At 54.0% G+C, this 19,945-nt stretch carries 21 protein-coding genes; 9 read left to right on the plus strand and 12 right to left on the minus strand.

Translation table 11 applies throughout. The features are described from left to right. Positions 1-295 precede the first annotated feature (295 nt). On the minus strand, positions 296-988 hold the full coding sequence (locus tag KRAC_RS66460) for a DUF5679 domain-containing protein (RefSeq protein WP_007911981.1): 693 nt from the start codon (positions 986-988) through the stop codon (positions 296-298). Between the two features lie 116 nt (positions 989-1,104). Between KRAC_RS66460 and KRAC_RS25070 the strand changes: the two genes are divergently transcribed. Both KRAC_RS25070 and plsY read left to right on the plus strand, forming a co-directional pair. Continuing rightward, positions 1,105-1,977, plus strand: coding sequence for a pantoate--beta-alanine ligase (locus KRAC_RS25070; protein ID WP_007911983.1), 873 nt, complete (start codon positions 1,105-1,107; stop codon positions 1,975-1,977). 176 nt (positions 1,978-2,153) lie between these two features. Continuing rightward, on the plus strand, positions 2,154-2,831 hold the full coding sequence (plsY, locus tag KRAC_RS25075; RefSeq protein WP_007911985.1) for a glycerol-3-phosphate 1-O-acyltransferase PlsY: 678 nt from the start codon (positions 2,154-2,156) through the stop codon (positions 2,829-2,831). Positions 2,832-2,974: 143 nt separating this feature from the next. On the opposite strand, the gene pgsA is transcribed toward plsY, so the two are convergent. The 3 genes from pgsA to KRAC_RS25090 all read right to left on the minus strand — a co-directional run bounded on the left by pgsA (position 2,975) and on the right by KRAC_RS25090 (position 6,048). Next, positions 2,975-3,607, minus strand: a complete 633-nt coding sequence (pgsA, locus tag KRAC_RS25080; protein WP_007911986.1) for a CDP-diacylglycerol--glycerol-3-phosphate 3-phosphatidyltransferase — start codon at positions 3,605-3,607, stop codon at positions 2,975-2,977. A 468-nt stretch (positions 3,608-4,075) separates the two neighbouring features. After that, on the minus strand, positions 4,076-5,194 hold the full coding sequence (locus KRAC_RS25085) for a TRM11 family methyltransferase (protein ID WP_007911988.1): 1,119 nt from the start codon (positions 5,192-5,194) through the stop codon (positions 4,076-4,078). A 233-nt stretch (positions 5,195-5,427) separates the two neighbouring features. Further along, complete coding sequence (locus KRAC_RS25090; RefSeq protein WP_007911990.1) at positions 5,428-6,048, minus strand: hypothetical protein; 621 nt, start codon at positions 6,046-6,048, stop codon at positions 5,428-5,430. A gap of 524 nt (positions 6,049-6,572) precedes the next feature. Here KRAC_RS25090 and KRAC_RS25095 point away from each other — a divergent pair. Further along, complete coding sequence (locus KRAC_RS25095; RefSeq protein ID WP_007911991.1) at positions 6,573-8,180, plus strand: bifunctional ADP-dependent NAD(P)H-hydrate dehydratase/NAD(P)H-hydrate epimerase; 1,608 nt, start codon at positions 6,573-6,575, stop codon at positions 8,178-8,180. Positions 8,181-8,273: 93 nt separating this feature from the next. On the opposite strand, the gene rplI is transcribed toward KRAC_RS25095, so the two are convergent. After that, positions 8,274-8,729, minus strand: a complete 456-nt coding sequence (gene rplI, locus KRAC_RS25100) for a 50S ribosomal protein L9 (protein ID WP_007911992.1) — start codon at positions 8,727-8,729, stop codon at positions 8,274-8,276. 509 nt (positions 8,730-9,238) lie between these two features. Between rplI and KRAC_RS25105 the strand changes: the two genes are divergently transcribed. Next, positions 9,239-9,964: an SRPBCC family protein gene (locus KRAC_RS25105; protein WP_040444116.1), complete on the plus strand. Its 726-nt coding sequence runs from the start codon at positions 9,239-9,241 to the stop codon at positions 9,962-9,964. Between the two features lie 73 nt (positions 9,965-10,037). On the opposite strand, the gene KRAC_RS25110 is transcribed toward KRAC_RS25105, so the two are convergent. Then, a complete protein-coding gene (locus KRAC_RS25110) occupies positions 10,038-11,228 on the minus strand; it encodes a HEAT repeat domain-containing protein (protein WP_040444119.1) in 1,191 nt (396 codons plus the stop codon). 142 nt (positions 11,229-11,370) lie between these two features. After that, positions 11,371-11,799: a response regulator gene (locus KRAC_RS25115; RefSeq protein WP_007911995.1), complete on the minus strand. Its 429-nt coding sequence runs from the start codon at positions 11,797-11,799 to the stop codon at positions 11,371-11,373. Between the two features lie 474 nt (positions 11,800-12,273). Here KRAC_RS25115 and KRAC_RS25120 point away from each other — a divergent pair, with 474 nt between their 5' ends. Then, a complete protein-coding gene (locus KRAC_RS25120) occupies positions 12,274-12,843 on the plus strand; it encodes a beta-class carbonic anhydrase (RefSeq protein WP_007911996.1) in 570 nt (189 codons plus the stop codon). Positions 12,844-13,011: 168 nt separating this feature from the next. Further along, positions 13,012-13,749: an SGNH/GDSL hydrolase family protein gene (locus KRAC_RS25125; RefSeq protein ID WP_007911999.1), complete on the plus strand. Its 738-nt coding sequence runs from the start codon at positions 13,012-13,014 to the stop codon at positions 13,747-13,749. A 73-nt stretch (positions 13,750-13,822) separates the two neighbouring features. Here the strand turns inward: KRAC_RS25125 and KRAC_RS62435 are convergent, their stop codons facing one another. Continuing rightward, complete coding sequence (locus KRAC_RS62435) at positions 13,823-14,614, minus strand: phosphate signaling complex PhoU family protein (protein WP_007912000.1); 792 nt, start codon at positions 14,612-14,614, stop codon at positions 13,823-13,825. Between the two features lie 365 nt (positions 14,615-14,979). On the opposite strand from KRAC_RS62435, the gene KRAC_RS62440 reads away from it, so the two are divergent. Beyond that, positions 14,980-15,822 (plus strand): PIG-L family deacetylase, encoded by an 843-nt coding sequence (locus tag KRAC_RS62440; protein ID WP_007912001.1) that lies wholly within the window; start codon positions 14,980-14,982, stop codon positions 15,820-15,822. A gap of 91 nt (positions 15,823-15,913) precedes the next feature. Here KRAC_RS62440 and KRAC_RS25140 read toward each other — a convergent pair whose 3' ends face one another. The 4 genes from KRAC_RS25140 to KRAC_RS25155 are packed head-to-tail and all read right to left on the minus strand — an operon-like array spanning position 15,914 to position 18,544. Beyond that, on the minus strand, positions 15,914-16,429 hold the full coding sequence (locus KRAC_RS25140; RefSeq protein WP_007912002.1) for an adenylyltransferase/cytidyltransferase family protein: 516 nt from the start codon (positions 16,427-16,429) through the stop codon (positions 15,914-15,916). Then, on the minus strand, positions 16,426-17,439 hold the full coding sequence (locus KRAC_RS25145; protein ID WP_007912003.1) for a bifunctional heptose 7-phosphate kinase/heptose 1-phosphate adenyltransferase: 1,014 nt from the start codon (positions 17,437-17,439) through the stop codon (positions 16,426-16,428). Before KRAC_RS25145 ends, KRAC_RS25140 begins: the two co-directional genes overlap by 4 nt. After that, a complete protein-coding gene (locus KRAC_RS25150) occupies positions 17,436-18,227 on the minus strand; it encodes a WecB/TagA/CpsF family glycosyltransferase (RefSeq protein ID WP_007912010.1) in 792 nt (263 codons plus the stop codon). Before KRAC_RS25150 ends, KRAC_RS25145 begins: the two co-directional genes overlap by 4 nt. Positions 18,228-18,235: 8 nt before the next feature. Then, the gene (locus tag KRAC_RS25155) at positions 18,236-18,544 is read right to left on the minus strand and encodes a DUF503 domain-containing protein (protein WP_338010123.1); all 309 of its coding nucleotides are present in this window, start codon (positions 18,542-18,544) and stop codon (positions 18,236-18,238) included. A 241-nt stretch (positions 18,545-18,785) separates the two neighbouring features. Here KRAC_RS25155 and upp point away from each other — a divergent pair, with 241 nt between their 5' ends. Continuing rightward, positions 18,786-19,454, plus strand: coding sequence for a uracil phosphoribosyltransferase (gene upp, locus KRAC_RS25160; RefSeq protein WP_007912014.1), 669 nt, complete (start codon positions 18,786-18,788; stop codon positions 19,452-19,454). Between the two features lie 64 nt (positions 19,455-19,518). Further along, entirely contained in the window at positions 19,519-19,932 is a 414-nt protein-coding gene (locus KRAC_RS25165; RefSeq protein WP_007912016.1) for a hypothetical protein, read from the plus strand. Positions 19,933-19,945 lie beyond the last annotated feature (13 nt).

Below are 19,945 nucleotides of genomic sequence, written 5' to 3' on the forward strand. Positions count from 1 at the left end.
GCCACTGCCATTTTTCTTTTATTTTTTCGAGGCGATGCTTCACTGTGTTTCATGATCAACAGAAACACAGGTGTCCAAACACATGAGGGAGATTATACGTTGTCATTTTCACTACGTCAAGTAATTTCTGGACAAATTTTCACTATTCTGGCGCGATCTTGTATATTTCATCTTGTGTATACACAGACCATGTCTAAATGCTTGTGCTCATTCCTCATCTAGAGCGCCATGCTTCCCTTATTCTCCGCCTGCTGAGAGGGTAAGCCTCACTTTTGTGAATCAGATAAGGTCAGATTTAGCCCGTAGTAAAACGGAATAATCTGGTACCACAGACAGGACAATGTCCCACCAGGGCGCTCCGCCCATTTTTCGTGACTGAACGCTCGGGCGCCTGCATCTCACGCTTGGTCCGACACTTCACACAGTAAGCCACAGCCATCTCAGCGCTCGCTTGTGGCTCTGATGCCGATACTGGCTCCAGTAGGCCTGATATCACCTCATCCTGGCGCTCGGGAGCGGACACAGGCTGGATGCTCTCCTCCGGGGTCGCCTGAGCAATTATATCAGAGGTGTCAGCAGGCAGTGAATCATTCGGGGTTGAGGCCGCAATGGTCTCGGTTTGCGCCGAGACCGCCGGGTCGAGCGTGGCCAGTTCTACATCTTCATCCGTTACCACCTCTGGCGGCTGAATGGAACGCGCCAGCGGCGGGACAAGCTCCTCGCTTAAAGTCAGAGGAGTGTTGACAGCAGGGTTAGACTGCGCGGCTACCTTCTCCAAAGCGGCTTCACTGCTTGCGGCAGGTACAAACGTGGACGGCGTGGCGAGTGAGATGGGAGGCAGGGTAATCGTTTCATTCTCTTCGCTCACTGGCGCTGACTTGAACACATTCTTTCGCAAAATATAGACCAGGATAAAAGCAGCGCTACTTGCGAGCACCAGGAGCAGCAGGCGCATACTTCTGCGTAACACAACACCTATCTGACTCATAGCAAAACCTCCTTAGGATAACGAGGTACATTGTAGTGGCAACGTTACCTGCCACCCCACGATACGTTTAGCACACTACGGAATATACTTTATCTACTCTTTCGCAGGAAACGGTTATGCGTATTATAGAAGAAATCGACGAGATGATCGAAACCGCTCGCGGCTGGCTCACACGAGGAAGTGTTGGCTTCATCCCCATCACAAATGAACTGAGCATGCATGCCGGGCATCAAGCGCTCCTGGTGACCGCGCGTGGGCACTGCGAAAGCACTGTCGTGTGTCTTTTACGAACTCCACTCTCCTTTGATGCCTGCAGTGACACGGCCATGAGCACCCACGGCCTGGAAGAGAGCCTGCGTTTGCTCACAGCAAGCGATGTTGACGTGGTGTTCACGCCCCGCTGGGAAGATCTCTTTCCAGCAGCATATGCGACTTATATTCGCCTTGGCGGCTCTATCCAGGAGGCACTGGTGCCAGCGCATTGCACAGACAATGCCCTCAATGAGTTCGCCACGGCCCTGGGTCAACTTCTGCTTATTGTACGTCCCGATATTGCCTTTCTGGGACAAAAAGATGCTATCCAAGCCGCGATTATACATAAAATTATACATGATCTGCACATTGATGTAAGTTTACGTCTCATTCCAACGGTACGTGAACAAAATGGGCTAGCCATGAGCAGTCACACGCTGCTCCTCAGTCTCCAGGAGCGTGAGGCAGCCACTCTGCTCCACAACTGCCTCCTCCTCTGTAAAAATAGCATTGAGCAGGGAGTGGACGATGCCCCTACCCTCACACAGCTCGTGCGCACACACATTGCTAGTAATGAGCATATCACGCTCCTTCACCTGCTTATAGGTGATCCTGAGACCTTACAGGCACGCGACAAAGTTATTCCTGGTACGCTCCTGGCGCTCAAGGCACGTGTCGGCAAGCATCTTGTAAACGACAATATCCAGTGGATGCGCGATGGGAGCTGGCGTCTGTAGTCGCTCTTCATTGATGATCTGGTAATTTCGGCGCATTCCAACTATAATGAGTCGGGGGCAGGCGGAGGAGGTGATCCACCAGACAACGCTGCTCCAGACGGCGCTGCTCCAGACAACGCTGCTAAAGCACGCGTTTACATATTATAATGCCTGCTATTTATTTTGAGGAGGCTCTCATGCCTGGTATCATTATTTCAGTGATCCTGAGCGCACTTATTGCCTACTTATGGGGTTCAATTCCTACTGGTTACTGGATGGGAAAAATCTTACGCGGGAAAGATTTTGACATTCGCGACTATGGTAGCCATAAAATTGGGGCGACCAACGTTCTGCGTACACTCGGCAAGGGGCCAGCGGCCATTGTTTTCCTGGTTGACCTGTCTAAAGGAGTTGGCCCCACTCTGCTCGCCCTCCTGGTTCCGGCTCTCAATGCTGGTGGCTGGGGACCACCCATCGCTGGCATCCTGGCCCTGCTCGGCCATTGTTATCCCGTATTTATCGGCTTCAAGGGCGGTCGCGGTGTGCTGACCGGTGGTGGCGCGCTTCTGGTCATCTCTCCCACCATCTTTCTCATATGCCTGATTGTCACCGTGGGAACAATCATCCTCTCACGCTATGTCTCGCTTGGTTCAGTTCTCGGTTCAGCCTGCACCATTATTTGCGGCTTCACCTTTTTTCTAATCAGTCAGGGCAACCCTCACTTTTTCGCCCATGTGACGATCCAGCAATTGCTCTTCCTGATTATTTCCCCCGCCCTGGTCATCATCTTCCATGCCGACAATATCAAACGCCTGCTCTCCGGCACTGAGCGCAAACTCGGCCAGAAAGTCGATACGACGCCAAACGCAAACTAGAGGGACGCTTCGCAGGGGTAATGGATATGGGGTGGACATGCCTGCGGCATGTCCACCCCATATCCATTACCCCTGCGAGCCACGCAGTGGCGAGAAGTCCTATTAACGCATGTTAATACTCCCAGAGAAACGAGAGCTAGAAGCTAGAGGGTGCTATTCTGCTTCTCTTCTTTAATCTCCTCGCGGAAAATGGGTATCGCGCCAACAGTATATTCAATCCCAGAGAAGATGGTCCAGATGGTGGCAACAATCAGGAGGATATCTCCAATAAAGAGCAGGAGTTCATTGAAGACCAGGGTCTGACTGTTGAAGGCCACCTGCCAGGGAAAGAGCGACAACAGATGCGCCCCCAGTCCCTTGGCCAGCAAGACGACCCCGATAGCGATCAGGGTAATAAAGGTCTTTTGCTTACCCCATTTGCCTGCGGGAATCACCTTGCCACGCGCGGCTGCAATGGAGCGTAAACCAGATACCATAAACTCGCGCGTCACGATGATAAATACGATCCATGAGGAGACCAGGCGAACCTCTATCATCGCAATAAGAATGGATACGACAAATACTTTATCGGCGGTCAAATCGAGAAACACTCCCAGCGACGAGACCAGGTTATAGCGCCGAGCCAGGTAACCATCAAAGTAATCAGTCACCGCCGAAAGCGCAAACAACACGGTCGCGACCAGGTACGCCCACGGCTGATCGACCAGAACCAATATAAACACAATAACCGTTGAGATCAAACGACTGATACTTAAGATATTTGGGACATTACGCATTAAGCACCTCAATAACTAGCTTTTATCGCTTTTTGCTCGTTTCCCTGGAACAGCTCTGCTATAGGAAACATTAAGCTTTTATAATGGGAAGATTAAAAAATGTGAGATTCTCCCCTCATTATAAGCTACTTTGTCCACGCTGCGCATCTTTGTCAGAGCTTCTGGCAGGGCTTTCCATTTCTTACCTCGAGGACCGTTGGGGAGATGGCTCTTCCACACATCCCCTTGCCCCGAGGACCGTTGGGGAGATGGCTCTTCCACACATCCCCTTGCCCCGAGGACCGCTGGGGAGATGGCTCTTATCCCCTTTCTCCTGGAGGGCTGCCCGTGCCAGGATTCTTCTACACACATCCCCTTTCTCCGAGGACCATAGAGGTAATGTTTCTTCCTTCTATATCCTCCTACCCTTGAGGGTCGCTAGGGAGATGACTCTTCCCAGATAGGAGGGGGGCATTTTGGGAATGGTGGTTAGTCTGCGACGGCAACCAGGATATCGCGTCGCTTAATCACACGATCAACGGCATGCACCAGTTGCGTATAGGGCGGTTCGTCCAGGACATGCAGGCCCGTCGCACGGCTTACAAGCTCAACCATTTCAGTACGTTCAATACGCGTTGCGTTCCAGGCCAGGGCAAGTGTTCCACCTGGAAGCAGCATCTGCTCCCAGGTGGGGAGCGCCCTCTGCAAGAGATCGGAGAGTTCGCCAAAGTGCTGTATGCCATATGGCAGATCGCCTACAATGGCATGCATACGGGGTCCGCCTGGAATCTCACGCATGTGCGCGAGCGCCTCTCCCGTATCTCCATGCGCGAGTACAAATGCCCGCGTACTATCCGCATTGGCCCTGGTGACCTTCTGCCCCTTGCGACCAATCTCGAACTGGTAGCGCCGCCCCACCTTGCGCCCCCGCTCATCCGTCTCCTTAAAGGGAATCCCCTCGCCGGTCAGGTACTGGCGTACATACCCCGCGGTGGTCTCGACATCCTGCCGTTGTAGCTCGATGCCAAAGGCGTCGTAGCCCGCGGCCAGGGCGAGAAAGAGGGTGGTGCCTCCACCCGCCAGAGGATCAAGGATGCGCAGGCGCTCAGTGCTCTGCATCGCATACGCGCCAGAGAAGACGGCTACGTTGAGCAAAACCTGGGTAAAGAGTTCGTTGGTCTTGCCTCTGTAACGCCGCGCCTCCGCGATTTCATGAGGAACAAAAGGCGTGTAAGGTGAGGCAAGTGGGCGCAGTAATGGTCCCTCCACATCGCTAATACACTCAAAATATTCATAGATCTCGCTTGTAGCTCCCAGGCGCCCTAGTATATCCAGGTGCCAGGGTGTCAGCGTCGTCCCGGCGTTCAGTTCGACCAGAACATACCCCTGTCCGGCCAGCTCTATGCGCTGCGCCGCGACCATCTCAGTCCGTAGGGGGCTGACCAGCAATTCTGGCAGGGCCAGGGTGTCCGCCAGGTGCATGTATTGTGTGCTCCGTTGTGGAGTGATCTTTAAAGCAAGTTTCATATGCGCCAGTATAGCAGCTATCAAATAGATAATCCAACACACTCTACTCAACAAGCCCCACAAGCCGATCTTTTTTGTCACACCAAGCAAATCCTATCCATATATATCCAACTAAAACCAGAATAATACATCCAATAAGGTGTCAATTTAACTCGGCCTTCGGAATTTATTGTGGGTGAGGTGTAAATCCCAATATTAAACGGAAGAACGCCAGGCGCAAGATATAATTGTTTCCATAGACGAGAAGAAGCGCGCGGGCAGGTTGAGGCTTGCCCGCGCGCTTCTTCTCGTCTATGGAAAGCATTCTATCCTGGCTAGCTGGCGATCACGCTAAACGGGCGCACCCACGCGAGTCCGCCATGCGTGCAGCCAGCATCCTGGCACCAGAAAACTTCTACAGTTCCTTGAAAAGTGACGTCATAGGTAGAAAAACTATCCGAGAAATATCCATAACCATCGGCATATTGATTGATATACTTGGACATGGCTTTATCTTTCATTTCGCCATTGACATACCAGCGGGTTTGGACATAGCCAGTGTTTCCTTGTGCCCATTTATAGGACAGATAGACCGTCTGGCCGCTCTGGAACTTCGATTGCAGCGTGACTGGCCGTTGCTGACTATCAACCTCATTTGCCAGTTGCGCGGTAGGAATCACCTGCTGCGCGGCCTCGGAGAATGTGGCCCTCGAAGGTGAATCGCTTTCGGTATAGGGTGGATATGGCGTAGGTGTGAGTTGCACTGAGTATGCTGTTGCTGTGACATCGTCTGCTGTCGCTGTGGCGTCCTGATTCATAGTTGCGGTTTTGTTATTCTGGACAGCAATATAGATTCCGCTAATGCCACATGTAAGAACGAGCAGCACGACGAGTACGATAATTGCCGCGATGGCGCATCCTGATTGTTTCCGCGGCTGCGCCATGACTGGTACCATGATTGGCTGTCCATATGGAACCTGCGGAGGCGGAGCGTACGGCGGCTGGCCGTATGAGTTTGATGGTGGTGGTGGTGGTGGTGTATAGGCGTTCTGAGGGGAAGAGCCCGTATTATAAGGTGTTGAATTGGCGCAATAAGGACAGGTTGGCACGCCTGGGGACAATGTAGCCCCACAACGATTACATTGCACTACAATGAACCTCCCGAAGCAATTAATACTTTCCCTGGTCCTTCAGGCCAGGATCCAAATTTGTGTAACACATATTATATCAACATTTGCCTCTGAAGGAAACGAGTAAAAGTGCCAGACCCAGGGCTTGTGAATTATTGCTGAGGACTCCTCTGTCTTCAGCCTGGCATTCAGATGCAGCGAGGTCACAGCGCGAAGGAAAAAGAAGCTAGCGGGGGCTGGTATTCGTATTAGAGATTAAAGTAGACTCAGTACAATAGGTATTGTACAAAGAGCGAATTCAACAATGTCAATCCACACATTCACACGTTTCGAAGGCTTGGAGGGCCGTCATGCATATCGTTACCATCGAGGAGATGAGAGAACTAGAAGCTCAGGCAGAACGCCAGCACGGTCTGACATCCCCTATCCTTATGCAGCATGCAGGCAGTAGCGCCGCAGACATCTTCATGGCGCAACTCCTTCCGCACCATTCAATCAACGACCTCGAAGTTCTCTTCCTGATCGGACCCGGCAATAATGGTGGTGATGGTATGGTAATGGCTGAACACCTGGTCAAAGCAGGCGCACTGGTCAGCTATTACGCCTGGAAGCAACACAAATTAACCGTGCGGGGGCAGGATATCGATGAACGCCATACCAGCGAAGAGCTAGAGTCAGTGCTCCAGAGCGCGGATTATGTGGTTGATGCGTTGCTGGGCACAGGCACCTCTCGTCCCTTGAGCGATGATATGCGTGCCTTGCTTGAGCGCGTAAAACGTGAAGGCGAGCAGCGCCCAGAACTGCGAATCGTCGCCATTGATCTGCCTAGCGGGGTCAATGCCGATACCGGCGAGGTCGATCCTGGGACGCTCAAGGCCGATATGACCATCACGCTCGCCTGTCCTAAACTGGGCTTCTTCTTCTTTCCCGCCCGTGAGTATATCGGTGAGCTGCATGTGGGCTCTATTGGGCTCCCCACGGACTTAGAGAGCCATCTCCAGACGGAGATGCTGAACCAGGGTTTCTGCCGCTCCTACATTCCTCACAGGCCCCTTAACAGCAATAAGGGCACCTTTGGCAAGGTCATGCTCTTCTGTGGCTCAGCAGCCTACCCAGGCTCCGCCTATCTGGCTGGTAGTGCCTCCGGGCGTGTGGGCGCTGGTTTGATTACGCTGGCCGTGACTGAGAAAACCCTTCCCATCTATGCCAGTTCTCTCCATGAAGCCACCTTTGCCATCCTGCCCGAGGGGCCCACCAGCGAACTGAATCGCGGCAAGACGCATGAGCGCACCCAGGCTCTCAGCGACCACCTGCCGGGTTATCGCGCCTTGCTTATGGGTCCAGGCCTGGGACAATCGTCTGAGACCCGCGAGACAATTCTGCAAGTCCTGGAATACTTGCGCTCAGAACCGACGGAGAAGCGTCCCCACCTCGTGATCGACGCTGATGGACTCAACAACCTTTCAGCCCTGGAGCACTGGTGGACCTTCCTCCCCGAGGGGACAATCATCACGCCCCATCCAGGCGAAATGAGCCGCCTCTGCAAAGGGCAAAAGGTCTCAGGTGGCTCGATTGATCGCTTGGCGCTGGCGAGGGAGAAGGCTCAGGAGTGGCAGGTAACGCTTGTGCTGAAAGGGGCCTGCACGATCATCGCCCATCCCGATGGACGGGTACGCCTGAACTGGAAGGCGAACGCTGCCCTGGCGACCGCTGGCACCGGTGATGTCCTGGCGGGAGTCGTCACAGGCTTCCTGGCCCAGGGACTCGCCCCCTTTGACGCTGCCAGCCTGGCGGTCTACATCCACAGCAGCGCGGGCGAGCGTGTCAGCGCGGAACTGGGTAATGCGGGTTTATTAGCCTCTGACCTGCTCCCTCATCTGCCCCGTGTCATGCGCGACATCAAGCATAACGCATATCGTCCAGGAAGTGATATCACAGAGCGCTACGAGGGGAAATAATCGCTCCACGAGGAAGGAGAGAGCCCTGCCAGCCACCAGCTGGCAGGGCTCTCTCCTTCCTCGTGGAGCGTGGACTTTGCAGTTCCTGGTTCTTTACTTGGCGGCCTCGTCCACGACACTTACTGTCAATTTAGGCTCCAGTTGAGGAGCAATTTTGACGGGGACCTGGAAAGTGCCCAGGGCACGAATAGGCTCAGCAAGCTCGATAGTGCGACGATCTACGGTCAGCTTCTCAGCATCGCGCAACGCGGCAGCAATATCCTGGCTTGTAATCGAGCCATAGAGGCGACCCTGCGTACCAACTCGCGCCTTAAAGGTGAGCGAGACCTGGCCCAGACGCTCAGCAAGCTGGCGATTCGTCTCTTCCAACTTTTCCTGTTTGCGCTTCTCAGCGGCGATACGCTGTGTGCGGTTTGAGAGCAGGCTGGGAGTCGCCGCAGCCGCTACCTGCTGGGGCAAGAGAAAGTTGCGAGCATATCCGTTCGCGACATCTTTCAGGTCGCCGGCTTTACCCAGACCCTGCACATCTTTTAAAAGAATTACTTTCATTGCTTCTTAAGCTCCTTACAGAGGTGGGGCAAAGACCCGACTACCTCCTCACGCATTTATACCGCAGTAGTATACACCCTGTGCTAAACGAACGCAAGCATTTACAAGCAGCGCCTTCGCGCCTACGGCGCTCAGGGGTAAGGGTATGTGTGCGTGAAAAAAACGGCAAAGCCGTTTTTTTCACGCACACATACTGGAGTTTTATCGCACCTGCGGTACCTCAGGAGCATGCACACATACCCTTACCCCGAGGCAAGAACTAGAGGAGAAGGAGGAAGCCCTGGTTTTCTGGCTGTGCGGTTGCGACATCTTCGCATCTCCCCTATAATAGTTAATGATCACAGTCATTATTAACTTTACTAGTATCGACATGCTAGCTAGCGCACTCATTAAGCGCGAAAACAGGGCATTATCACAGACTCATCCCTTGTAGGACAAGGCATCAGTCATGACTACTATTCTTCATTGTATGTAGTGATGACTAAAACTACGAACAAGGAAAGGAGCGGGTGGCTCCTCCCGTCGCCAGCAGGCAGACGGATTTCTGCCACCCAGGGCTTATGAATATTGAGGGCACGTACACGCTGCAAGCATCACCAGAAGAGGTGTGGCAGTGCTTAACAGACAAAGCCGTCCTGCGACACGCCCTTCCCGGATTGACTCAGATTGAGGAGCGAGGGAAGGAGACCTATGCTGTCTCGCTCACAATCCAGCAAGCGCCACTCGCGGGAACGTATACAGGACAGCTCACGATTACCGACCGGCACGCTCCTTACTACTGCCACTTTACCCTGGAGGGTGCCGAAACGACCAACGCCATCAGCGGCGAAGGGACGCTTCATCTGAATGAGCGCCATGGGAACATCATTGTGGCATACAAAGGCAATATTACCTTCGGCAAACTCGTTCCTCCGCTCGTCACACGTGGAGCGGCCAAGTTGCTTACACAACAGTTTTTTATCGCACTAGCCGAGCAACTTCGCCAGCACCAGGAGCAGCAGCCAGCCTCAACGCACCCACAGACGGACGATCTCATCATTCTTTCTTCTCATGCATCTGCTCCCGATGGAGAGGTTGCTTATCCCGTCTCGCTAAAAGTTGCGCGCCTGCTACGCCTGGGCGGGGGCGATCCGGAGCAAGAGGTGTTCTGGGCCACGCGCCTTCGACAGGCCAGTATTCTCTCCGGGCTCCTATTTCTTGTCTGGCTTGGCACGCGTCTTCCACGCCGCGCCTAAGTAGGGTAATAGAAAAGGGGAGTGGTGGTGGGCTGGCGCAGCCAGCCCACCACCACTCCCCTTTTCATGTAAACTAGGCGTCCATCATGGAGCGCAGGCGCGACTTCCAGTCGTTCTCGTCACCAGCATTCGCGCTCGCCTGCTCGCTTTCATTCGACTCAATAACCCAACTGCGCGTACCATCCGCTGTACGTGTCGGCATGGTTCGCTGCTGGTGCGGATCGCGCTCATCCAGATTGCGGATGGCGTTGGCTGCGGCTTTGCGTACGTCTTGCACTGGATCTTGCAGCAGAAGGCGTAGTGGCTCTAGTGCGCTCTTAATCCCCAGGCGTCCCAGTGTACGCGCGCTTCCAGCCCGCTCATCAGAGGTCGAGGCCTGCAACAGTGGCAGAATATCAGGCGCCATGCGTGTCAGCATGAGATCAGCGACCAGGCGCAACAAGCGGTTGCGCCGAATAGGATGGATCACATTTGCCAGGGCATAGCGACAATCGGCATAGATCTGAGCCTTGTTACGAATGATTCCCTCGGCCCTGGCCTCCATTACCGCCATCTCGGGCGAGGTATGCGCGGTCCCACGCAGAAAAGGCTCGATCCAGGATGCCGCCTGCTCCGTCTGGCCAGGATATTCATGCAACTGGAGAACGGCATGAAAATGCTGGCCCAGCCAGGAATATAGGGCCAATGTCGCCTCGGCATCACGCGCCGCGTAGGCCACCATAGCCGGTGGCAAGGGACGCCGCGTCCAATCTGTTCGCTGCAAGCTCTTATCCAGTCGCATATGAAAGGCCCGCCAGAGCATCGCTGCCAGCGAAGACTCATGCTGCCCAAAGACTGAGCGACTCGTCGCTTCCAGGTCATAGTAGTGCGCCACGAACACGCCTCGCTCGGCCATGACCCGCAGATCAGCCCCCGCTCCATGCAGCAAAACTATGACATCAGGATCGCTCACCACTGTATTCAACGGTGAGAGATCTTTCAGGCGGAGAGTATCTACCACGAAGCACTGCTTCTCAATAGCCAGTTGCAATAGCGCCAGGCGCGGAACGGTACTGCCATTACTCTCCGCAGAGAGGGAGCGTACCTGTGTAAACTCCGCGTCTATCGCCACTACAGGTGATTGCTTAAGTAGTTCTACCGCGTGCAAAAGCTGTTCAGAATTTTCAATCCAGAGCCGTTCTCCCTTGGGAGGCAACTGTCCCACTGGGGGCGTAGGACCAAGATAGCCAGGCTTATCATGCTCCAGTTTGTCTGATTCTACCAATGGTACGTTATCTTTCAATGACGTAATATTCCACCTTCTATGTCAGCGTATAAGTGGCATATATTTGACACTATAGCATATCTGGAGGGTTTCGTACAGATAGACACGCGCGTTCGCGCACAGCCTGGAGTCCACAGGGCTATCAGGCCCGCTTCTGTTGTTCTCCCTCCCATTGCCCTGTAAGTTCAAGGAACCTTTCGACCGAAACTAACAGGTCCTTCGAGTCCAGGGGTGTATACAGGGGTGTGTAGATATTCAATGAGTCTTGTGGATCTTGTAATTGGTGATCGACAAAACTCGGCTCCTCTTGAGAGGGCGTACCCACCACAAAGAGCAAGGGGATATTTGACGTCGCCCGATGGGTAGCCAGCGCCCGTGTGAGCAATATGCCATTGGTCCGCCGCAAGGTCCCACTGGTAATGACGAGTTCAGGTCGCTCATAGAGGCTAAGCCAGAAGGCGTCTTCACCCGTCCGCGCCTCCAGGACGTTATATCCATTTCCGCGCAAAATATGCTTACACACTACACGCAATGAACGAATATCTTCCGCGATCAATACCTTTTTCTTCACTACAACATTTCCCTTCCAAAATAAACGAAAAATATTTGTATATGAGCATAAGTATACAACAAAAACATGCAAACATTTATTACTTTATCTTATTCTATACGAACATGAAATAGCTGTAATTGCTTTCTGTAAGAGTTAACGTTCTTATTCCAGAGCCTGATCAACGTCTCTCTTCTTGAAGCCTTGCTTTATGTGCACTTTTTTCGCATCACTTCTCGCGCCTGCGGCGCTCGCCAAGGTTAGGGTGTGGTGCGTCCTGGCAGCCTTGCGGCTGCCAGGACGCACCACACCCTAACCCAGAAATAAGTGTGGTCTATTCACCTTATGTGTAGGGTTCATGCTGGCATGGACTCAGGTGCTCACAAGCTGGGCCTCGTCACCGGGAGGGATATCGCTTCGCTCGTCAGTCCATGCCAGCATGGACCCTACAAGCTAATAAGCTGCGCATGAGAAATTATGAAAGGATTGCCATTTATGTTAGAGGAAATTCTGGCTAATAACGAGCGCTTTCTACAGACCCAGCGACCCGCGCTCATTGGTCATACACCGCGTAAGCGCACAGCCGTCGTCACCTGCATGGATTGTCGCCTGGTGACAATGTTCGAGCAGGCCCTTGGGCTTCAGCGGGGAGATGTCCTGGAGCTACGTACGGCAGGCGCCACTATCTCACAGCTAGAGCGGACCGGGGGCGCCAACGACCTTATTCGCTCCCTAGCAGGTGGTGTCTACCTCCTTGGCGTACGCGAAGTGCTCGTCGTCGGCCATACGGAATGCGGCCTCGCACACGTGAATCCCACTGTGCTCACTGCCTCTATGCAGGCCCTAGGAGTCGATCCGCAACAGTTGATCCAGCGCGAAAATCTGGGCGATCTTAATGGGCTTCTAAGCTGGCTTGGTGCCTTTCATGATGTTCATATGAATGTCCACGAGGTCGTCGAGGTCATTCGTCAGAGTCCCTACCTGCCCCGCATCCCCATCCATGGCCTGGTCATCGACATCCAGAGCGGCCAGCTCGCTGTAGTAGACCGCGATACACGTGCATAATTGTAAGGAGGAGTGGGATGGGTGTGCGCGGGCGATTCGCCCGCACACCCATCCCTCCGCTTCTTTGTAGAGGGGCCGCCCTGGTAGATGGATGTCTAAATACGCTACAATAATGAGAAGTGAGCTATTTAATACTCAAGAATACCTATTGCAATTGGCAAGGGACATATGAGACAACGTATTCGACCCGGCAGTGCTTTATTGGGTATCTGCCTGCTGGCTCTGCTCCTCTTCTGTAGCGCCTGTAATGGAGGCAGCAATCAAAGCGCACGGCCAACGCCAACGCGGCCCGTGAATGGGAAACAGTTGCTGAATGGCAAGGCCCTCACCTATGTGGCCCTTGGGGCCTCGGATGCCGTAGGGGTCGGCAGCACCGATCCAGAGACCCAGGGGTATGCGCCACGTATCGCACAGCACCTGCCACGTGGTTCACATTTCATCAACCTCGGCGTCAGCGGCAGCACCCTGCATAAAGCGCTCGCGAACGAGCTGCCCCTGGCCCTCTCGACTTCGCCAGAGCTGATTACCATCTGGCTGGTCGCTAATGATTTTGTAGATGGTGTGACCTATGAGAGCTATATGAGCGATCTACATACGCTTTTGGATCAGCTCCAGACAGGTACCCATGCTCGCATCGTACTGGCAAATTTACCAGACCTGACGCTCCTCCCCAGCTTTGGAGGACGTACACCCGCGCAGAAGGCTAGCATCCTGCAGGAGATTAAGCGCTGGAACGCTGGCATCACGCATGAGGCTGCGCGCTACCATGATCCCGTCGTGGATCTCTTCGCCGAACAGAGCGAACTAACGGCTCATCCTGAATTTGTGAGCGGCGATGGCTTTCATCCAAGCGCAGCAGGCTATGCCGTCCTGGCCAACAAGTTCTGGAGCGCCATTCAACAATAACAAATTAGAAGGAGTATGGGAATGTGGCTGGGTTTAGCCCAGCCACATTCCCATACTCCTTCTAATTGAAGCCCTATATCTGCGGCTTCGTCTCTTTCCCCTGCTGAGGTAGATTCTGTACATAAGAATCACCCTCGACAATAAAGAGCAAACGCTCACAAACGTTGGCGCAGTGATCGCCAACGCGCTCAAGTTTATGGGCCATCCAGAGGAGATACGTGGCGCGCTGGAGAATCAAGGAATCGTTGAGGAGAGCTGGGACTGCGTGCGCGCCTCCCATCATGGCCATCAAGTCATGACGGACCATATGGTAACGCACATCTACGACATCATCTTCTTCCCAGATGTAGCGTGCGGCCTTCACATCGCGATCCTTGAAGGCTTTAATGGTGCCCTGTAAGACACGACGCGCCTCTTTCCCCAGGTCGAGAATGCCTTTCATGATCGAGGCTTCCGTAATTGTATTTCCGCTGCCCGCATCCTTGATTCCAGTCGTCTCCATCTTGACATGGGGCATTGTATCCCCACGCAGAGGTGTCATACGCAGGATATTCTGCGCAATACCAGCCGCGCCATCACCAGTGCGCTCAAGATCGCCCGCAATCGAAAGCACCGAGGCCAGATAGCGCAGGTCACGCCCACCCAGTGGCTGCTGTAGGGTCAACAGGCGAATGGCACGCTCCTCCACTGCGGCTCTCAGACTATCGATTAATGCATCATTTTCGATGACCATACCAGCTTTCGCCAGGTCACCAGCCGCTAAGGCCTCCAAAGCTCTCTCCAGGGCCTCATCCACCATCGTCCCCAGGCGGATAATTTGCGCATCCAACTCTTGCAATTCTTTATCTAGAATCGAACGTGACATCGTTGCCGCTCACTCCTTATTCAAAGTTGTCTGGCTTCTATCAAGAAGGGCTTACATGGCTTGCCATCATAGCACGCTTGATTTGTTCCTCAGGTGCCTTATTCGCCTCACCATATATAGTGTAGCATATTTAGCATAGGAAACATAGAGTATTACAGCGGTTATTCGCTCTAATCTAAAGGGATGAGTAATAGAGTATAGTAAAGGTTGGTTATGTTGCAGTGTGCGTCGCAAGCGAAGACCGCGACACACACTGCAACATAACCAACTCTTAAGCTGTTTCCTTGCTGTTGACAGGGCTTCCTAGAATACGATACAGTTAAAAGGAGTTTCATCCAGGCAGAAAAACGCAAAGGAAAGAAACCATGTCAACGAAACGACTGCTCGGCGTTTTTGCCCATCCCGACGACGAAGGATTCATTAGTGGTGCCCTGCTTCACTATCACGCCTCTGGCATTGAGACCGGCCTGATCTTTGCTACCCGTGGTGAGGTGGGCGAAATCTCTGACCCTCTGCTCAAAACACGAGACGATCTAGATGAGATTCGCGAAGAAGAGATGCGCATGGCCGCCAGCCTTCTTGGAGTGAATAACCTGTGGTTTTTGGGCTACCGCGACTCTGGAGTGCGAGGCGCACCAGATAATCAGCATGCTCGCGCCTTTATCCATGCTCGCCCGGCAGAAGTGGTTGGCAAACTGGTACAAATTATCCGCCAATTTCGCCCCCAGGTCATTGTCACCTTCGACGAAACGGGAGCAGATGGGCATCCCGATCACCTGGCTATCTACCGCTACACTACCAGCGCGTTTCATGCTGCCGCTGATAGTGCGCTCTATCCAGACCTGGGACCCGCGCACTCAGCCGCCAAACTCTACTATACAGGTATGACGCGCCAGCAAATTCTCACAATGACAGAGTGGTTACAAGAGCAAGAACCAGGCGGTCCCTTTAAGAATGCTGACCCACAAACACTGGGGCTTACCGATGAACAAATCAATGTCGTCCTGGATGTTGAGCGCTGGCAAGATGACAAAGTGCTCGCGGCCTCCCAGCATCGCACCCAGGTTAATCCCAGCAACCCTGTCGCACAAATGCTTCCCGAGTTTCAGCGCAAACTGCGCAGCACCGAATTTTATCAATTGGCCACATCACGCGTGGGCAACGACACCATGGGCGAGAACGACCTCTTCACTCATGTAGAGGGTTAAAATAGTCAGTAAAGATGAAGGGGTGGGCATAGAGCAACCTGCGGTTGCTCTATGCCCACCCCTTCATCTTTACTGACTGGATGACTTATGATTATAGCCGCTGAATTTTCTGGATCAATTCCGTGGTTGAGTGACCAGGAAGGTAGGAGATCAGGCTTACCTCGCCCCCATAGCCAAAGACGATCCGGGCCTCGGGCAGTTTCTCAGGGTCCACGCCATGCACGCTCCCCGCGTAGTCTCCACCCTTGACATAGATCGCTGGCTCCAGGGTCGCGATCAACTCGCTGGCCGTAGGCTCGCCAAAGATCGTGACATAATCGATGCAAGCCAGGGCGGCAAGCAATTCGGCACGCTCTAACTCGGGCACCAGGGGGCGCGTTGGCCCCTTCAGATGCCGCACGCTTTCGTCGCTATTCAGCCCCAGGATCAAGAAATCACCCAGGCTGCGTGCCTCTTGCAGGTAGCGAATATGCCCCAGGTGTAGCAGATCAAAACAGCCATTGGTAAAGACGGCCCGCTCGCCCGCTTCCTGGCGGCGCACGACCTCTAGCGCCAGTTGCGCACGCGATAGCACCTTGCTCCGCGTCTCGATCATCTCTTTGCTCATGCCAAAATTCCCCTCAACTCTTCAGGAGTGTTACTGGCGCAACCCAGGCGGCGCACAACCAGCGCGGCGGCGGCATTTGCCAGGTAGGCGGCCTCCGCCTTGGATGCCCCCGTGGCCAGCCCCAGGGTAAAGGTTGCCGCAACCGTATCGCCTGCTCCATTGGTGTCGACAATCTCGCTTGCATGTGGCAGCGGATAGATGGGAATATGCAACGGTTCTTTACCAAACTCGAAGAGGCTCATTCCCTCGCTTCCACGTGTGATCAGGACGCTCTGAGCGTTACATTCTTCAAGAAGACGGGCACCAGCCTGGTTCAAATCCTCCAGCGTCTCAATCATCATCCCCAGAGCACTCTCCGCCTCTGGCTGGTTCGGTGTCAGCGCCGTTACTCCCTGGAAGCGACTCAATGAGCCATGAGAGTCAACGACAATCACCTTGTTCAACTCACGCGCCAGGGGCACACAGATCTCGATGATCTCTGGACTGATCATACCCAGGTCATAGTCAGAGAGCACGACGGCGTCCATGCTCGGTAGCGCTTCGCGAATATAGTCACAGAGCTGGCTCTTGCTGGGTTCACAGATATCAGACTTGTTCACCCGGTCCACGCGCACAATATGCTGGCGTACCACCTGGGAGCTACCGGCCATGACACGCGTTTTCGTCGAGGTTGGGCGTGTGTTATCGGTCACAACCCCCTCCTGGTGCATACCCAGTTCCTCAATCGCCTGGCGCAGACGCTTGCCCACGATATCGTCACCCACGACTCCAGCCAGGAAGACCTCCGCGCCAAGCGCGTTGGCATTGACCGCGACATTAGCCGCCCCACCCAGGATAGTGCGCTCCTCGTATAGGTCGAGGATCAAGACAGGGGCTTCACGCGCGATACGAGTTGGGCGCCCAATAAGATATTCATCCGCGACCATATCGCCAATAATAAGCGCCCGTTTCCCCTGAAAAGCCGCGATAACTGCTTTAAGGCGCGCGGAATCGGTGATTTGTATCGTCATGCCTTTTTTTGTCCTTTGAGTAAGACCAGTATCATGAAGCGAGGAATGGCCAGCATACGCCAGATACGCCAGGGTTCGCGGTAGAGCCGATAGAGCCATTCCAGTCCCATCCGCTGCATCGCTTTAGGCGCTCGTAGCTTGCGTCCCGCCAGGAAGTCATACGCCCCGCCTACGCCCATAGCGACCGCCGCCGGGAGGCGTGAGAGGTTGCGATAGATCCAGAGTTCCTGGGCCGGAGCGCCATAAGCCACACAGACCACGTCAGCCTGCGCCTGGCGAATACGCTCCAGGATAGGCTCCTCTTCGGTGGGATCTGGCGAACCAGCGTAGGTGCCAGCGATCTGTAGACCGGGCGCCAGGGCACACAAGCGTTCAGCGGCGCTCTCCGCGACCCCCGGCGCGGCCCCCAGCAGATAGAGACGGTACCCCCTGGCGGCACATAGCTTTGCGAGTTCAGGCAAAGTGTCTGTGCCAGTCACACGCTCAGGCGCGGGCCTACCCAGGTAGCGCGTCGCCCAGACGATGCCCATACCATCTGGTACCACCAGTTCAGCTTCATTGATACATGCACGAAAGGCAGTGTTACGCCGCGCCTCAATTACGAATTCCGTATTGACGGTAATAACCTGCTGGCAGCGAACCTCTTCGCTATGCTCACGGCGCAGGGAGATAAGCTGATCAATATAATCGAGGGCCTGGTGCTGTGTGAGGCGATCCACACGAATACCGAGCACAGAGACTGAAATGTCTGAATCTCTCTGCCCGGTTTGTAGCATTGGTGATGACATAATTTATTTTACCAATGAAAAACTTCAGTTTCAGCGTGAGTAATCAAAATATCGGGACGTGTCTCTTCAATATAGCGGCGGGCATGATCCAGTACCTCACGTGCATGCTGGGCATCATTGCTTACATAGCAGATCCCAATTTTGGTGATCTGCCAGCGGTCAAGCTCTTCCACCTCGGCAATAGCCACAGAGAACTGGTTACGTACCCGCGTCACGACAGATTTGACGATCTGACGCTTCTCTTTTAGCGAGTGGCATCCTGGTAGATGCAACGTGATTTGACATGCTCCTATAACCATATGGGCGTAGTATAGCATAGTTCCCTGTACGTATAACAATAAACAGCCATCTATAGGAGGATACGGGGATAGCTTGCTAGTAGCGAAAATATGTTGCAAGCGACCATGAAGCCAGGATCAAAACACAGGATCAAAACATATATGGGCTCGACGCGTCTCACTATCTTTGCTACAATTCCAGAGAATTTACTGCTGCCATGTCGAAGGAGAAATTTTTATGTCGAACATTTCCAGCCAGGAGGAGCGACCTCAACTGCCAATGCAGGGCATTCCTCAGCCTGGCCGCACCGAAGTTTTACAGCTACCACGCGTGCATATTTCCCGGCACCCGGTCATGGCGCACAAAATGACCTTGCTCCGCAATAAGGAGACGCCCACCTCGCAGTTCTACCGCCTGGTCAAGGAGATTGGGAGCCTGATTGCCTACGAGGCGACAGCGGGGCTGGCCTTGCGGGAGAAGACCATTGAGACGCCCCTGGAGCAGATGCAAGGCTACAAACTCGCTGGTGGCATTGGTATCACACCTATTCTGCGCGCGGGACTAGGCCTGGCCGAAGGCTTCCGCGAGGTCTTACATGATGTGCAGATCTGGCACCTGGGCCTACGGCGCGACGAGCGTACACTCCAGGCACTGGAGTACTACAATCGCCTGCCTCACAAGGTCGACCTACAAATCTGCTACGCCGTCGATCCCATGCTGGCCACAGGCGGCTCCGCCATTGACGCAGTCAATATCCTCAAGGCCAAGGGTATTAAGCGCATCTCGTTCGTTTGTATTATCGCGGCCCCTTACGGCTTACTCAAGCTGAGCGAGGCCCATCCAGACATAGACATTTACATCGCCGCGCTCGACGAGCGCCTTAACGACCAGGGCTATATCGTACCTGGATTGGGCGACGCAGGTGATCGCCAGTTCGGCACCTTTTAGGTTCATAGCGCGGGCCAGATATCTTTTTTTATATTCACGTCCAGAAGCAGGAGGAAGTCGCTTCGTGTCCACAGCACCAGATAACGAGCAACCCCAGACAGAGCCACAGGTAGAAGAAGCTTCTGCCTCCCTTGAGGGCGAGAAGAAGGACGCTTCAGAAAGCGAAAAGGCTCCCTCTGACGCGCCACGCCCTTTTTTCCCTGAAGATTTTGAACCCAGCGGAGGCCCACTAGGCTGCTGCCTCGGTTCAGTTATTGGCCTGATGGCATTTCTCATGCTGACCGTCGGCCTCTCACTCCTGATCACTAATCAACCTATACAGAATTATTCCTGGCTCGTTCCCCTCTCCGTGCTGGGAGCCATTGTCTGTGGCTTTATAGGCTGGCGGATAGGCAAACGCGTCTACCGCGAATACGATCCTCCCGTGATTAAGCAGCGCCCTCAGCGACGCACCCGCCCTCGCAGCAAACGTGCGTAAATGGGTATAATGA

Source organism: Ktedonobacter racemifer DSM 44963 (assembly GCF_000178855.1).
Classification (GTDB): domain Bacteria; phylum Chloroflexota; class Ktedonobacteria; order Ktedonobacterales; family Ktedonobacteraceae; genus Ktedonobacter; species Ktedonobacter racemifer.